Source organism: Bradyrhizobium altum (genome assembly GCF_020889705.1).
Lineage (GTDB): Bacteria > Pseudomonadota > Alphaproteobacteria > Rhizobiales > Xanthobacteraceae > Bradyrhizobium > Bradyrhizobium altum.
In genome coordinates, this window is the sequence record NZ_JACMYP010000052.1 from 23,103 (window position 1) to 38,966 (window position 15,864).

A 15,864-nucleotide genomic window follows, 5' to 3' on the forward strand; every position below is an offset into this window, starting at 1 on the left:
GCGGCGGTCGAAGATTTGCTTCAAGCGTACCGTTCGGGCGCGCCGCCTTGGCGCGCCCTCCTCCGGCGAGGATATTGCCGTTCCCAGATTCAGCTGTCCCAGATTCAGGCCTGAACCAGTTTCTTCAGCTCCGGAAGAAACCGCTGGATCGTCGCGTCTTCGATATCGTTGCGATCCCGCAATGTGAAGAACTCCATCGCGCGGATCTTCTCGGGATCTCCATCGGCCAACGGCCTGCCGCGCTCACGCTTCTTCAGCAATTGTTGCCGGGACTTCGTGTAGTAGTGATTGATGACGAGCTTGTCCCGCTTGGGAGCCGTACAGCGCCCGCCGATCGGGAAAACGGGCGTGCCGTCTTCCTGAACGTAGCAGCCCAGAACGAGCGATTGATGGGGATGCAGGTAGGACACGATGGTGTCCGGCCGAATGATCGACTTCATGATGAAATGATCCGGGAAGTCGTCCGGAGCGCGACGCGTGAAGGACTCGATGCACAAGCCGGCCGGCTTCGCGTCGTGACCGTTCGATCCGAAGTTCAACCAATGCACCGCCACCGCCGGCGCCGATCCAACCTCCGCCAGCACGTCCTTGATGTTGCCGGCCTTCGTCGGAAACAGGTACTCATCGGCATCGATGAAGGCGCACCATTCCGAGCAATTGCGATAGCTGTCGATCGCATGAGAGAACGCGCGCATCTGGCCGAATTCCCCCTCCACGAAATGATAGGTGATCGTTTCGGGCCACGGGAAGGATTCGATCACGGCGCGCGTGTTGTCGGTGCTGCCGTTGTCGTAGAGGTAGAAGTGATCGACTCCGACCAGTCTGTGAAAGTGCAGCCATTCCAGGAGGTCGTCGCCCTCGTTCTTGATGGCGCACACGGCGGCCAGGCCGTGCTTCTTCCGATCGACCCCGACATAGAGCTTCTTCGCCTCCATCACGCGCAAGAGGCCGGCAAACTCGCGCCGCAGGTTTTCGCTTTTCGGGGCCGCAGCGAGCGCGGAAAGGTAAACGTCCTGCGCTTCGTGGGCTGATCCCATGTTGAGATCCGCGATCGCAAGGCGATGCAATATCCGCGAGTCGGACGGCAGCTGCTTGACGAGGTCGAGAAGGATTGCGCGCGCTCCGGCGAAATCACATGCCTGCACAAGCGCTGCCGCCTTTGCAAACTGGAATTCCTTGTAGTGGCCGTATTGCTGCTCCAACTGCTCGACCGATTGGATGAGGTCGTCGGGCTTCGGATTTGCGATCCGCCCGGAAAAGAAATCTCGAAGCCTTGTCTCGATCTCACTTGCAGGAAGCGTATCGAGATTCACGCCTGAGCTGAAACTAGACAATGCAGGAATTTCCATGTCCAACCTGAGCCGCTCCCCACGAGATCAACAAGCAATTACCATTGGTTCGCACCACGAATTCCCTATTAGCGCACTTATCCTACAAGAATAAGGCTATAACACGTAGCGCTCACATTTAACTGTTGTAAGGTTATTTCGAGGAAAATCAATACAATAGAAGCAGAGGGCTCGCTGTCATTTGCACGAAACCGTCGCACGGGACGGGAACGATCGGAGGTCGCCAATGGACAATGGGAATGCAGCAGTCCGTAAGCCGTTCGCGCTTACAAGACGAATGTTTTTGACATCGTTATCCGCAAGCCTGCTGCCCGGCTCGCTCAGCGTCCTGGGTTCCGGCCATCCGGCCGCGGCCGCGGCAGCTTCCCGGCCCCTGGTCGGAGCGATCCGATGGGACGCCTGGTATGCGCCGGGCTCGCAGCCGACCGAAGCCATGAAGCAATCGCTCGGTCCCGAAAAATATCGTTGGCGAACGCCCTTCTTCGGAACGGAGATGAACCGCGATCCCAACGCGCTCGATTTTTCGGCTTCGATCGAGGCCGAGATGGACAAGGAGATCGACCAGGCCATCTTTGCAGGACTGGACTATTGGGCGTTTGCCGCCTACGGCGCAAACCACCCGATGTCGAAGGCCCTGTACGCGTTCAGAGCGCGGCCAAAGGCAGCCGAACTGAGATACTGCATGTTCACCGAGCTCGGGCGATGGGGATCGGCAGCCAAGCTATCCTCGCTGCCCCAGGAGCACATCGGCCTCATGGCGGACAAGAACTATCTGAGGGTGGAGAACGATCGGCCGCTGTACTTCCTGGGCTTCATCAAGGGAGCGGACGTGCAGCGAAGCTGGGGAGGCGTACAAGGCCTGCGCACCCAGCTGAGCAAGTTCAAATCCGATGCCAACGGAGCCGGGCTTGCCGATCCCTACATCGTGCTGGCGGGAGAGGCGAAATTCCTGAGCCAGGAGGCCGCCAATCTGGGCGCCGACGCGGTCGGGTCATATGCGATCACAACCGGCAACGGCCGCGGAAGCTTTGCAGATCTCGCGAAGTATGCCGAAAAGGGCTGGAACGATCTGGCCGCGAGCCAGGTCCCGGTCGTGCCCACGGTGATGACCGGATGGGACAGGCGCCCGCGCATCGAACGTCCGGTGCCCTGGGAGACCAAGCAGCGTCCCGGCGATGGCGTCACCAATTTCTACGCCGCGCCGACGAAGAAGGAATTGGCCAGCCATCTGGCGCAATCGATCAGCTGGGTGAACAGCCGTGCGCCCGATCGCCGGGCCCCCGCGGTGCTGATCTATGCCTGGAACGAAAATGACGAAGGTGGCTGGCTGGTCCCCACCGTGCCCTGCCAGACCGATCGCCTGGAAGCGCTGCGCGAAGTTCTCAAGACGACCGCAAAGACGGCGTCGAAAAACCTCTGCTAGGTCGGTTCTAAAGACGTGTGTCGCGGCTTGCGTGAAGCCGCGGCGCACGCTCAATCAGGGCTCCGTTCCGATTGCATCGGAACGGACAGGCAGACGTTCCCCCAATCAGCGCCAGCGAAGCGGCCTGGTCCGATCGTTCGACTCCACCGTGCGATGCTCCGGATGATAGGGCGCATAGATCTGCTTGACCCAGTAGTTGAAGTTCGGGTGCAGCTTCACGAAGTCATAGAACGAATCGCCGAAATTGGACGGGCTGAGGCAGGTCTTGTTTTGCGGCCGCGACGAGATTGCATTCAGGCAATACGATTCCATGCAAGCCTTCGTCTCACTCTCCGCCACCTTGCTCAGACTTCGGAAGCTGTTGGTTGAGTGAAGTCGATACAGATAGCGGTCGGACTCGAGATAGGTCGGCTCGACCTTGGTGACGGCGCGCAGGGCGAAGTCCCAATCGTGACAGTATTTGAGGTCGGCGAGCCAGCCCACCTGCCGCAGCAGCTCACGGCTGAAGACGAAGTTTCCGGTCGACGCGGCAATCTGGGAATCCAGGAATGTCCAAGACAGCGGCGCACCCGCAATCTGGGCCCGATCGATTGCATAGCGCAGGCGTGTCGGAAACTGGTAGTTGCTGATCGACTTGCCGTGCTCGTCGATCGGCTCGACGGCCGAGAAGCCGAAGAACAGCCGCTCATTGGCATATTGATCCGCGAACAGCCGGACGCGCTCCTTCGAAAAGGCATCGTCCGAGTTCAAAAGGAAGATCATGTCGCCGCTCGTCAGCGACAATGCCCTGTTCCAGGTGTAGTGGGCGCCGAGGTTTTGCGGGTTCTTGAGCAGCTTGCAGGAGACAAAGCGCTTTCCGAACGACCGCTTCTTGATCGCCTTCTGCGCGACTTCAAAACTCTTGTCCGGCGAATGGTCGTCGACGATGACGAGCTCGATGTCGGCAAAAGTCTGCTGATAGACAGTCTCAAGGCATTCCTCAAGATACTGCTCGTGCTTGTAGCACGCGATGACGACACTTGCGAGCATCGGCGGCGACCTCAACGTCTCACGATGATCGAATGGCGGGACCGCACCAGCGCGCTGGCGCCGTCGCCGACCTCCAGGACCGCGAGCTGATATTCACCATCCGGCAAATCCCGAATCGAGAAGGACAGCTGGAAGCCGAAATAGCAGTCCTTGCTTTCGGCCTTCATATATTCCTTCACGTCGACGCGCTCGTGCCAATCAACGATCAGGCAGTACCCGCTATTGACCGCGCTGTCCGGCGCAAACGCCGACAGCACCAGGAATCCCGTTCGTTGCCGGCTTGCCTCGAACGTATTGCCCGCGCAGATCCAACCCCGCACCAATATCTCGAAGCGCGGATCGACGATCACCCGCTCGCCCGTCTGAGAATTGATGTTCTCGATGACCAGCAATGAACCTGCCGGATTGTCGGACGCGCCTTCTGCCTCAACCGGCGTGCCGCTTCTGACGCGCTGCACGCCCGAGTGAGTGAGACCCGACCGGTGCAGGTTTGCCAGCACTTCGACATGCGTCGAGGCTTCCTTCACCGCCCACTCCAGCTCCTGCCTGCTCAGGCAATCGAGCAGATCCGGGCTATTCCGGATCTGCGCCGAAATCGGCTCAGCCGAAGCCACCCTTCGCACGACGTCGAGAAACGCTCGTCCGTGACGCGAATCCGGCTCGAGGTGAGCACCCTCCGCCCACTCGTTCCAGGAATTGATGAACACCAATGACTCGGAGAAGCTGTTGCCCTTGGCGCGCAACGTCGCGTCGCGAAGCCAGACCTCAAACGCCTCCGGACTGGACCTGGTGAAGACGTGACCGCGCGCGCCCTTGCGAGGCGTATTGTCCCAGCGCGGCATCACGGCAGGAAAGAACGGGAAATCATAGGTCTTGCCGATCGACGATCGCATCGCATCGACGTAGTCGTACACCTTACCGGCGAAGGTCGGCGGAGCATCGACTTCGGCCGGCGGCACCTCCCGCGTCGAGACCGTGTGCGGCGGAAACTCGATCGCAGCATCGCAATTGACGTCACGCGGATCGAACTCTCCGAAGGTCATCGCATTGCAAATCAGCAGCTCGCCAATTCCGAGTTCTCTGGCCCTCTCGCGCCAAATCTCGAACAGACGCTGCTTGTCCGGCAACAATGACGGCCTGTAGACGACGATGATCTTTCGACCATCGACCGTGATGTAGCGCTCATCGAGCAGCAGGTCGGCCATGTCGTCGATGAAGCGGACATCGTCGTCGAGCGAGTGATTTTGTCCCAGCAGGAGCTCGGCATCGGAGCCGTCCCACCGGCGGGACCAGTTCTCGTTTGCCCAGCAGATGCAGAAAGGCAGGTTCGGCTCGCCGTCCTCGAGCAGGAGCTGAAGCGGCTTTTCCAGCAGCCGTCGTCCCTGAAACCAGTAAACGTAGTAGCAAAATCCATCGATGCCGTACTTGCGCGCGAGGTCGCCCTGCTGACGGCGCGTCTCCGGCAGCCGGACGTCATAGAATCCAAGATCGGCCGGCAGCCATGGCGACTCGTGAGCCGGAAACTGGGCACGCATGCGCGCGACGTTGGTCCACTCGGTGAACCCCGGTCCCCACCACCTGTCATTTTCTTCAAATGAATGGAATTGCGGCAGGTAGAAACAAATGTAGCGCACCTCTTTGGTGGCGGCGGCCGCCGGTCCGGCGATTGTCCTGTTGTCGTTGTTCGGAAGCAGCAGATCATCGTAGTCCTCGATCGAGAAGCCCAGCGCTACGACCACTTCGCTCGGCGTAAAATTCTCGAACAGCGGTATCTCGTAGTATTCGCCATCGTTCAGGCTGATGCGCAGATAGATCTGCGCATGCTTGGGCTCCACGAGCGTGTTTCGCAGGGCGCGCGCCAAACGACGACGCACACCCGGCGTGGACAGATCGATTCGGAATCCGGGACATCCGATCACGCTCCGCGGACCGATGCGGGCCGGCATGGATCGGCCGGTGCGTCCCTCTTCGACACAGTGGGAAGCGACAAAGAGCGCTATCGAAACCGTTGAAGCAGGCGACTGGGCATCGACAATCCAACCCGAGATTCCCCGCCCTGAATATTCGAGGATCGCGCCACGCAACCGCGATCCTGACTGGAGATCGCTGATATCGGGATCCAGGAACAGGCTCTGCGGATGGTCTTCCTGCTGAACCGGACTGGCAACGGGCAACATATCCTTCGTATCCCTGACGCTCCGTTCGACCATCTTGTTCATTGCCACTCAATCTCCTGCCAACGTTTAACGCCGGCTCCAGTTTCTTTCCCGGTCACGCGGACGTTCGATCCCGGGATCACATTGCCTGACACGCTCCAGATCGTGACCTCTCGGTTCTTATCGATCATCTTCACACAACCAGAGGTGCAATGAGCATTTATTCCGCGAACCCACATTAACGCAATCTCTCTATCGTCGATATGAAAGCCATTGTTAGTTCTGCCTAGATTGTCACGCGGACATGCACGCTTCCGTGCCTTCGCGCCCAAAAACAAAGCCGTGTCACCGTCTCTGCCATTGCTTGCGCGCGACGTGATGTCCGCCTCCAACAATCTCAGCCGACGCTCTTGCCCATCGCCTGCAGACGACGTAGTGCACCTTCGTTGTTCTGCTGCGCCGCCTGCCGATACCAGCGCAGCGCCTGATCGCGATCCTGCGCGACGCCGTTGCCGGCACGCAGTGCATCGCCAATGGCGAGCTGGGCTTCGGCCATGCCCTGCTCCGCAGCTGCCGCGAACCACTCGGCCGCCTTCGCCGGATCGGCGTCGCGGCCCTGACCTCGCCCGAGCATCACGGCAAGGTTGTATTGCGCGGTCGTGTGGCCCTGGCGCGCCGCGGCCTCGTACCATTTCACGCCCTGGGCAAGATCCTGCTCGATGCCCTGCCCGGTGCAATACATCACCGCAAGCTTGAACTGCGCTGCGGCGCTGCCGCCATCGGCAGCTTTCACGATCCAGCCGGCGGCCGCCTGCGGATCCTTGAGGGCGCTCTTGGGATCGGAATACAACAACGCCAATGTGTGCTGGGCCTCGACATGGCCGGCACTTGCCGCGCGCTTGAACCATTGGGCCGCGGCCGGTAGATCGACGGCGCCACCGGACCTTCCCATGTGAAGCCCGCCCAACTGGAATGCCGCGGCGGAATGACCGACCTCGGCGGCATCGGTGAGCAGCGAGCGCGCTTGCGCAAGACCCGCTTCGGATGGCTCTTGCTGGATGAGAAACACGGCATAGGCGGTCTTTGCATCGGCGTCGCCGCCCTTGGCAGCCTTGCTGAGCCATTCGGCAGCGCGCACCTGATCGCGCGGCACGCCGTTGCCCGCCGAGTAAAGCCGGCCGAGTTGCACGCCAGCGGCGCTGATGCCTCCCTCGCACGCGCGCTCGAACCACTTGATCGCGGCCGCGACATCGCGCGTCACGCCGTTGCCGTTGAGATAGAACACCGCGATGTTGTGGGCTGCCGTGGCATGGCCGCTCTCGGCCGCGCGTTCGAACCATTTCGCAGCCTGGCGGATGCTGGGCGGAACGCCGGTGCCGGTGGCGTAGAAGCGACCGGTAAAGAACTGCGCCTGCACGTCGCCGCGCTCGGCCGCCTTCTCGTACCAATACGCCGCCTCGCGCAGATCCGGCTCGGCTGCGGTGCCGAGCGCATAGAACTCGGCCAGCGCCTGGATCGCCGGCAGGTAATCCTTCCGTGCCGCCTTGCGCAGCGCGGTCTCGGCCTTGTCGAGGTCCTTGGCCACCCCTTTGCCGCTCAGCCGCAACAGCGCGATGTTGTAGAGCGCGATGGTATCGTCATGGGCAGCGGCACTCTGGAACAGTCGCGCGGCCTCTTCGACATTTTCGGGGAGCCCGGTGCCCTTGAGGCACATGAAAGCGAGCGCCACCTGCGCGCGGACATGCCCCCGCTCCGCGGCTTTTTGATACCAGATCGCGGCCTGCGCAAAATCGACGGGAACGCCGCGTCCCTGATAATACACGTCACCGAGCGCGAATTCGCCGGCCGCCGCCTTCTGCTCCGCCGCGGCCTCGTACCAGCGCAGGGCAACAGCGTGATCCTTGGCGCAGCCTTGCCCGTTGGCGTACATGTCGCCCAGGAGCGCCTGTGCGTCCGCCTTGCCGGCCTCCGCCGCCACCGACATCCAGAGGAAGGCGGCGTCGAGGTCCCTGGGCACACCGATCCCGTTCGGGAACACCAGATCGTGCAGGTTGGTCGCCTTGTCACCCAGCCGCGCTGCAGTGGATTGCCGCCACATCTCGGGCCTGTTCGGTCCGAGCGCGGCCTGAAACCCGTGGAGGTAGATCAAGCCAAGCTGGAATTGCGCTTCGGTGTGTCCGTTCAGGGCGGCGCGTTCATACCACGCGACCGCGTCCGGAATGTTGCCGATAACGCCCTCGTTCCTCGCATAGAGCAGCCCGATCCGGTAATCCGCCTCCGGGTTGCCTGCGCGCGACGCAAGCCGCCACAAGCGCAGCGCCTCGAGATATTGCCGGTTCTCGTAAGCCTCCAGTCCCCGTTCAAACTGCGAAGAGTCTGAACGGGACGAACCGGGCCGGAGCAAGTCGAGAAGGGATCGCGTCGATACCATCATGGCTCGCGCATTGCTTCTTTTGCACTGCGCAGCATGCCGCCGAGCAGATACATCGCCACCGATCGGGTGCCCACATTGACATCGCCCTGCAGCGTCATGCCGGGGATGAGGCGGAAATTCCTCGGAACATCCTTGAAGTTGGTCTCGTCGACCGAGCATCGCGCCTTGTAGTAGGCATCGACCGGCTTTCCGTCCTCATCGGTGGTGAAGGCGCCTTCGCTGATCCAGCGAATCTTGCCCTGCGCCGTGCCGTGCTCCGCCGCGTTGAAGGCATCGACCTTCATCGTGCAGGGGTCGTTCGGCCGGACGAAGCCGACATCGCGCGACAGGATCTGAATCTCCGCCTCGAGCCGGGTCTTGAGCGGCATCAGCGTGATGAAGGGATCACCCGGCTTCAGCACCGATCCGACCGAGAGCTTGGCGAGGGTCAGGACGACCGAGGGCTCGGCGGCCGTCCATCGCACCAGGTCCTGATGCTTGATGGCCTTGTCATAGTTTGAGCGGGCGGTATCAAGGCTGTTGCGCGTCGTGACCAGATCCTGGCTCAGCTGCGCATTCCATTGCTCGGCGAAGGCCTTGCGATCGGCCTTCAGCGATTCCAGCTGGTGTTGCGCCTCCAGCAGGGTGTTGTGCGTGTTGTCGATCTGGCGCAACAACTCCAGGCGATTATCCTGAGACAGATACAGGTTCAGCTTGGACCCGCTGCCGCTTTCGGCAAGCGTCGAGCGCATGTCCTCGATCTTGCCGGCGATCTCGGCACGTTGACTGTAGCGCTCGTCGTCCTTCTTCGACTTCTGGATCGTCGCTTCGGTCTGGCTGATCTTGGAGTCGTAGCTGTTCACCTGCGCGTTGTACTGGGCGACGCGCTGGTCGTAGAGCGCCTTCTGCAAGGCGTTGTACCGGGTGACTTCCGGATCGTTGGACTGACCGAATGTCAGCGGCTTTCCGGACAATTCGGCCTCGTCGCGGGCAACCTGTGCGTCAAGGCTGGCAATCTGCAGCTTGTACTGCGTGACGTCGGCCACGGTGAAGGTCGAGTCGAGCGTCGCAAGCAGCTGACCCGTCTCAACCTGCTCACCTTCCCGAACATCGATCGTCTTGATGATCGACGCGTCCAGGGCCTGCAGCACGTTGATCTGATCGACCGGAACGATCCTGCCGCCCACGCTCGTGATGACCCGATCGACGCGCGTGAAGCACATGATCGCCACGACGGAGACCAGGAACGCCGACAGCACGAACAGCGTCGCGCGGGCCAGCAACGGCTCGGCCGCCTCGCGGATGGCATCTGTTTCGGACTGGAACTGGCGAACGGTCGCGAGCGAAGCCTGATTAGGAGACAAGGGTCGGACTCCTGAAGTTCTTCTCGTTGCGGCCCGCCGGCACGAGATGCGTATTCTGCTGGTACCAGAGCGAGCTATAGATGTCGTTTCGTTCCAGAAGCTCGTCGTGGCGTCCGATGTCGTTGACCACGCCGCGATTGAGCACGAGGATCGCATCGGCCTTCGTGAGCGACGACAGCCGGTGCGAGATGATGATCAGCGTGCGCCCCTGGGCAATCCGAGAAATATTCGCGTTGACGATCGTCTCGCTCTCGGCATCGAGCGCGCTGGTCGCTTCGTCCAGGATCAGGATCGGCGGATTGACGATCAGCGCTCGCGCAATCGCGAGGCGCTGACGCTGCCCGCCGGAGAGATTGGTGGATCCCTCGTAGATATAGGTCTCGTAGCCGCGCGGCAGCTTGTCGATGAACTCCTCTGCGCCGGCCAAACGCGCCGCCCTGACAATGTCGTCGAAGGTCGCATCGGGCTTCGCGGCTGAAATGTTCTCGCGGATCGTGCCGCTGAACAGGAAGTTCTCCTGTAGCACGACGCCGACGTTGCGCCGGAGATGGTCGACATCGTATTCGCGGACATCGATGCCGTCGACCTTGATCAGACCGCCGTAGTCGGAGTGCAGCCGCTGCAACAGCCGCGTGATCGTGGTCTTGCCCGAGCCGCTCTTGCCCATCACGCCGAGCGTGGTGCCGAGCGGAATCTCGAACGAGATGTTGTTCAGCGCCGGCGACACCGCTCCCTTGTACTTGAATGTGACGCCGGAGAATTCGACCAGTCCCTTGAGCGGGACCCGCACGCCATGGCCGGAACGTCCCTCCTCAGGCGGCTGATTCACCAGTCGGCCGACGATCGTGACTGCCGTGCGCGCCTCGTCATACTGGTTGATGAGCTGAGCCATCTGCATCAGCGGGCCGGCAACACGTTGCGACAGCATCAGAAAGGCAAACAGCGCGCCGACATAGACCGGATCGCCGCTCGACACGGCCAGGTAGACACCGAACGCATAGGGCGCACTCACCGCCAACCGTTCCAACGGACGCACCACCGTCTGGATCGCGGTTCCGGTCAGGCCTTCGGCAAGACGCGCCTTGGCGACGCGCGCCACCAGCACGTCCCACATGTGGCGCTGCCGCGTATCGAGCGCCAGCGATTTGATGGTCCGCATGCCGTTTAGACTCTGGATCAGGAACGCGCCCTGTGCGCCTTCGGCCGCCAGGGTTGCCGAGGACTTCTTCCGGTACGTCGGCAGCATCAGGATAAGCCAGGTTACGATCACCCCGGCAAAGGCAAGAACCATCAGCGTCATGATCGGGCTGAAGAAGAACATGACCGGCAGGAAGAAGAACAGCGTCGTCGAATCGAGAATGGTTCCGAACAACTGCCCGGTGAGGAAGCCGCGAATTCGAAACACCTCGCGGATGTCCCGCGAAATCAGGCCGACAGCGTTCTGCTCGAAGTAGTCGATCGGCAGATTGAGCACTTTCTCGAACACGTAGGTCGACAGCTTGACGTCGAGGCGGGCCGTCAAACGCTGCACCAGATACTGCCGCAGGAACGTGAACGCCGCCTCGAACATGATGACCACGAACATGGCGATACACAGCACGTAGAACGTGTTGTAGGCCTTGTAGAAAATGACCTTGTCGGAGAGCAGCCGCCAGAACATGATCGGTGCCAGGCCCATGAAGCCCAGGATCAGCGCCGCGATCGCGACGTCACGCAGGATCCGCCGCTCGCGGAACAGCAATGCGGTGACAAAGCCGAAGCTGAACGGCTGGGTCTCGTCGGAGATCTCGTAATCGCGCTTGGCCATGACGACGTCGCCCGACCAGATGTCCTCAAAGCGCGGTTGATCGATGACGAGCAGCGCATCCTCGCTCGCATTCGGATCCTGCAAGACCACCCGGGTGCTGTTTTCATCGCCTTCGAGGCGCAGCAAGACCATGTGGCTGCCATCGCGCAGGCGAACGATTGCCGGCAGCGCCCGCTTGAGATGGCTCAGCCCCTTCCAGTCCAGCGTGACGGCCTTGGCCGTCATGCCCGAGGAATTCGCGCACTTCAAAAGCTCGGCAAGCGTGACTTCCTGGTCGCCCAGCAGGTTGTCATGGATGAGCTGGGACGGGGTCAGGTGCAAACCATGCTGTCTTGCCACGATGACGAGACAGGCGAGACCCGAGGGCGGCAGCGCCTCCACCGAAGGTGCGCCGACGAGCGAGAGGTGTTTGGTCATGGAAGCCTCGAGGTTTCGACTGCGCAAGATCCGGTCCCTAGCGAGATATAACTTATCACTGTTAGTTCGCTAACGCAGCATTTTCAGCGCATCGTTCCGAAAAGATATGTGTCGCAACAAGCACAGAAGCCAGTTCCGGCCATTGCTACCGGTGGTTTAACCACGGAACCATTATAACATTATTTAACATCGACGATCACGGGGCGGCGGTCTCCGTCTCCCGGAAGTCGAAGCCGCAGGCCTCGAGCTGCGGCCGGATCCGCCTCTCCTCGGCCTCCGGCATGAGCGCCAAGGCGCAGACCTCGAAGTTCCCGCTGCGAACGGACACCGTCGGAAACCCGGCGCTCAGCAGCAGGTTTCCCATCCGGTCGCACGAAAAACCGGTCTTGTGCGCCATGTGGTGGCGTCCCTGCTCGATCGCGCCGGAATGCCCGTAGATCATATCAAGTGGCCGTATCGGACCGGCCGGCGAGACATAGGCGACCGCACCGAGACCCTGGGTCAGCATGTGCTGAGCCACCGCCTCAAGGTCGGGCGACATGATCAGCGCGAATCCGTCCGGCTTGAGAACCTCGCGGAACTGGACGAATGTGGGATGTATCTCATGGGCATAGAGATGCTCCATCAGATGGGAGCACCAGATCGCGTCGAACGAGGCCGGCCGGCACAGTTTCGCGAGATCGGTAATCGAGCCGACGATGTCCGGACTCACGCTGCCGTCGACATCGAGGCGAACCTCCTCCCACTCATGCGACGTCAGGAGCGGCTGGATCCGCTTGGCAACCGTCGATCCAGCGCCGGCGTTCAGCATTTTCTTCTTGGCCAATTCGAGAGCTCCGCGGTTCGCGCATTAAGCGGCTGATTTCTGCAGCGATCGCTCGTCCTGACCGAAGTTGATGGCGCCGCTGGAAAACCATCGGCCCCAGCACCGTTCGATCAAGCGAGCCACACGCCTTTACAAAAGCTACGTGGTCCGAATGTGACGAACTAACGTTCTAACGTCCGTTAACGGAATGCCTGGAGCGGAACTTGAGACGGAGCTCGCCCGATCCGACGCCGAATGATCGACAAGTTCCGATCACCGTGTTCGCACACCAACGAAAGGGCCGCCCAACCGAGGTCGAGGCGGCCCCCTCACTTCGTGAAGGCCTGGGGTGTTACAACCTGGTCGAGTGACCATCGTTGAAGATCAGGTATTCGATGTTGCTGATCTGGGTCACCTGGCCATTGCTGAAGTTGATGTCCAGAGAACCGTCCTTGCCCGCGGTGATATCGGTCACGTCAGTCGAGGCGTGATCCAGGAAGGTCAGCGAGTCCTTGCTGCCGGCGCCACCGTCAATGGTGTCTTTGCTGTGGAGGTTGGACAGGTAGAAGTAGTCCTGCCCCGAGCCACCGACCATCGAGGCCGTGCCGGTGGCGGAGCCGACGAACGAGGAACCGCCATTGCCGCCGATCAGCGTCTGCGTACCCGAGCCGGCGACCATCGTATCGTGTCCGGAGCCGCCATGCAGCGTGTCGTTGCCGGCACTGCCATAGAGCGAGTCGTTGCCGTCACCGCCGTAGAGCGAGGTCGCATGCGAGGCATCGCTGCCGGAATAGAGCACGTCGTTGCCGGCGCCGCCGTATTCCGCAACAGTGCCGGTGCCGCCCACCAGCAGGTCGTTGCCCGCGCCGCCATCCAGCGAGTCGGCACCCCCACCGCCATAGAGCGAGTCGTTGCCGGCACCGCCGTAGAGTGAGGTCGCGTGCGACGCATCGCTGCCCGAATAGAGCGCGTCGTTGCCGTTGCCGCCGTATTCGGCAACAGTGCGGGTACCGCCGACCAGCAGATCGTTGCCGGCGCCGCCATCCAGTGAGTCGGCACCCGCACCGCCATAGAGCGAGTCGTTGCCCGCACCGCCGTCCAGGATCGTGCCGTGCGATGCATCCGAGTGCGAGTAAACCGCATCGTTGCCGCTGCCACCATACTCCGCAACAGTCCCGGCAGCGCCGATCAGCAGGTCGTTGCCGGTACCGCCGTCCAGCGTGTCGGAACCGATATTGGCAGGATTATACCCTGCACCGGCAACCAGCGTGTCGTCGCCCGCACCACCATCGAGCAACGTGCCGAGCCCATAACCGGCGCCTGACTTGAGAACGTCGTTGCCGCTGCCACCGTACTCCGCAGCCGTGGCGGTGCCGCCCTGCAGCAGGTCGTCACCGGCGCCGCCATCCAGCGTGTCGGCTTCGCCACTGGCACCACCCTCCAGCGTGTCGTTGCCGTCACCGCCCGACAGGAACGAGCCGTACCACGCAAACAAGTTCGCGTAGAGCAGGTCGTCGCCGGCGCCGCCGTAGATCTGATCGCTGTATGTGCCGGCGACCAGCGTGTCATTGCCCGCGCCACCGTCGAGAGTCTCGTTGTAGAAACCCGCGCTCAACCAGTCGTCACCGGCGCCACCATACAGGCGATCGTTGCCCCAGCCACCGAACAGCACGTCGTTGCCGCTACCGCCGTCCAGCGTGTTGATCCGGTCCAGTGAGTCCAGCGAGCTGCCGGACAGCAGAGTATCGTCGCCGCTACCGCCATGCAGGTCCGACCAGTCACTGCCGTAAAGCCAGTCGTTGCCGGCGTCGCCGTAAATCTGGGTGTGGCCCACGCCGCCACCGTACACCGTGTCGTTGCCCGCGCCGGCAAGAACCGTGGTACCGCGGTTGTTGTTGATGGTGATATCGTCGTTGCCGACACCGGTCGCAACCACCACCGGGGCGGCGCCGTTCACGGTCAGCGTCACGTCGCTCTTGGTGGCCTCGATGATTGCCTTCAGCTTGGCATCAAGCTTGATCGTATTGCTGGCGTTGGTTTCGATCAGAACATAGGCGTTCGGATCCGGGTTGCTGATCCCAGCCCCCTCCTGCACCGGGATGGTCGCGCCGTCATCCGGGCTGGTGTAGCCGATCCCCGCGCTGATCAGATAGTCGAGAATCTGTTGCCGGGTTGCGTGATCGATCGCGGAGCTGATCGCGGCCTTGAGCCCCGTCCGGTTCAGATTTTGCGTCACCATCGATGGAGCCCCTGCTTCGACGCGCTACATCATCTCTAAGCAAATACTCAAATTATCTCGATGACTCACAATTGGAGCAGGCTGCAACACTGCAAAGCTATCAGACAACATCTCCGAGCACTACCTGCAATCGAAAAAAAGCGCCGCCTCAACCATGGTTGAGGCGGCGCCTTCCCTTAGTGCAGACCTAGTTTAGTGCAGACCTGAGATCTTAGTTCAGGTTTGGGATCTTACAGCTTGGTCGAGTGACCATCGTTGAAGATTAGGTATTCGATGTTGCTGATCTGGGTCACCTGGCCATTGCTGAAGTTGACGTCCAGAGAACCGTCCTTGCCGGCGCTGATGCCGGTCACGTCGGTCGAGGCGTGATCCAGGAAGGTCAGCGAGTCCTTGTTGCCGGCACCACCGTCAATGGTGTCGCTGCTGTGGAGGTTGGACAGGTAGAAGTAGTCCTGACCAGATCCGCCAACCATCGAAGCCGTACCGGTCGCGGAGCCGACGAACGAGTCGTTGCCGCCGCCGCCAAGGAGGGTCTGGTTGCCCGAACCGGCGACCAGCGTGTCGCTGCCGGAGCCGCCATACAGCGTGTCATTGCCGGCACCGCCGTAGAGCGAGTCGTTGCCGGCACCGCCATAGAGCGAGGTCGCGTGCGACGCATCGCTGCCCGAGTAGAGCACGTCCTTGCCAGCGCCGCCGTACTCGGCAACAGTGCCGGTACCGCCGACCAGCAGGTCGTTGCCGGCGCCACCATAGAGCGTGTCGGCACCCGCACCGCCGTAGAGCGAGTCGTTGCCGGCACCGCCGTCGAGGATCGAGCCGTGCGACGCATCCGAGTTCGAGTAGAGCGCGTCGTTGCCTGCAC

10 protein-coding genes are annotated in these 15,864 nt (G+C 61.6%); 1 reads left to right on the top strand and 9 read right to left on the bottom strand.

Going from position 1 to position 15,864, the window contains the following annotated elements; all coding sequences use genetic code 11:
* Positions 1-104 precede the first annotated feature (104 nt).
* Positions 105-1,334, bottom strand: a complete 1,230-nt coding sequence (locus H8B02_RS15795; protein ID WP_229167077.1) for a glycosyltransferase family 92 protein — start codon at positions 1,332-1,334, stop codon at positions 105-107.
* Positions 1,335-1,626: 292 nt separating this feature from the next.
* Here H8B02_RS15795 and H8B02_RS15800 point away from each other — a divergent pair, with 292 nt between their 5' ends.
* On the top strand, positions 1,627-2,772 hold the full coding sequence (locus H8B02_RS15800) for a glycoside hydrolase family 71/99 protein (RefSeq protein WP_229167078.1): 1,146 nt from the start codon (positions 1,627-1,629) through the stop codon (positions 2,770-2,772).
* Positions 2,773-2,877: 105 nt separating this feature from the next.
* Here H8B02_RS15800 and H8B02_RS15805 read toward each other — a convergent pair whose 3' ends face one another.
* The 8 genes from H8B02_RS15805 to H8B02_RS15840 form a co-directional block, all read right to left on the bottom strand.
* On the bottom strand, positions 2,878-3,801 hold the full coding sequence (locus tag H8B02_RS15805) for a glycosyltransferase family 2 protein (protein ID WP_229167079.1): 924 nt from the start codon (positions 3,799-3,801) through the stop codon (positions 2,878-2,880).
* Positions 3,802-3,812: 11 nt separating this feature from the next.
* The gene (locus H8B02_RS15810; protein WP_229167080.1) at positions 3,813-5,636 is read right to left on the bottom strand and encodes a glycosyltransferase WbsX family protein; all 1,824 of its coding nucleotides are present in this window, start codon (positions 5,634-5,636) and stop codon (positions 3,813-3,815) included.
* A 718-nt stretch (positions 5,637-6,354) separates the two neighbouring features.
* Complete coding sequence (locus H8B02_RS15815; RefSeq protein WP_376711665.1) at positions 6,355-8,388, bottom strand: tetratricopeptide repeat protein; 2,034 nt, start codon at positions 8,386-8,388, stop codon at positions 6,355-6,357.
* Entirely contained in the window at positions 8,388-9,734 is a 1,347-nt protein-coding gene (locus H8B02_RS15820) for an HlyD family type I secretion periplasmic adaptor subunit (RefSeq protein WP_229167082.1), read from the bottom strand. Before H8B02_RS15820 ends, H8B02_RS15815 begins: the two co-directional genes overlap by 1 nt.
* Positions 9,724-11,958: a peptidase domain-containing ABC transporter gene (locus H8B02_RS15825; protein ID WP_229167083.1), complete on the bottom strand. Its 2,235-nt coding sequence runs from the start codon at positions 11,956-11,958 to the stop codon at positions 9,724-9,726. The genes H8B02_RS15820 and H8B02_RS15825 overlap by 11 nt, the downstream gene beginning before the upstream one ends.
* A gap of 196 nt (positions 11,959-12,154) precedes the next feature.
* Positions 12,155-12,769 (bottom strand): class I SAM-dependent methyltransferase, encoded by a 615-nt coding sequence (locus H8B02_RS15830; RefSeq protein ID WP_229167085.1) that lies wholly within the window; start codon positions 12,767-12,769, stop codon positions 12,155-12,157.
* A 346-nt stretch (positions 12,770-13,115) separates the two neighbouring features.
* On the bottom strand, positions 13,116-15,002 hold the full coding sequence (locus H8B02_RS15835; RefSeq protein ID WP_229167084.1) for a calcium-binding protein: 1,887 nt from the start codon (positions 15,000-15,002) through the stop codon (positions 13,116-13,118).
* 230 nt (positions 15,003-15,232) lie between these two features.
* Positions 15,233-15,864, bottom strand: a 632-nt coding sequence (locus H8B02_RS15840) for a calcium-binding protein (RefSeq protein WP_283842196.1), incomplete at its 5' end; no start/stop codon positions are given.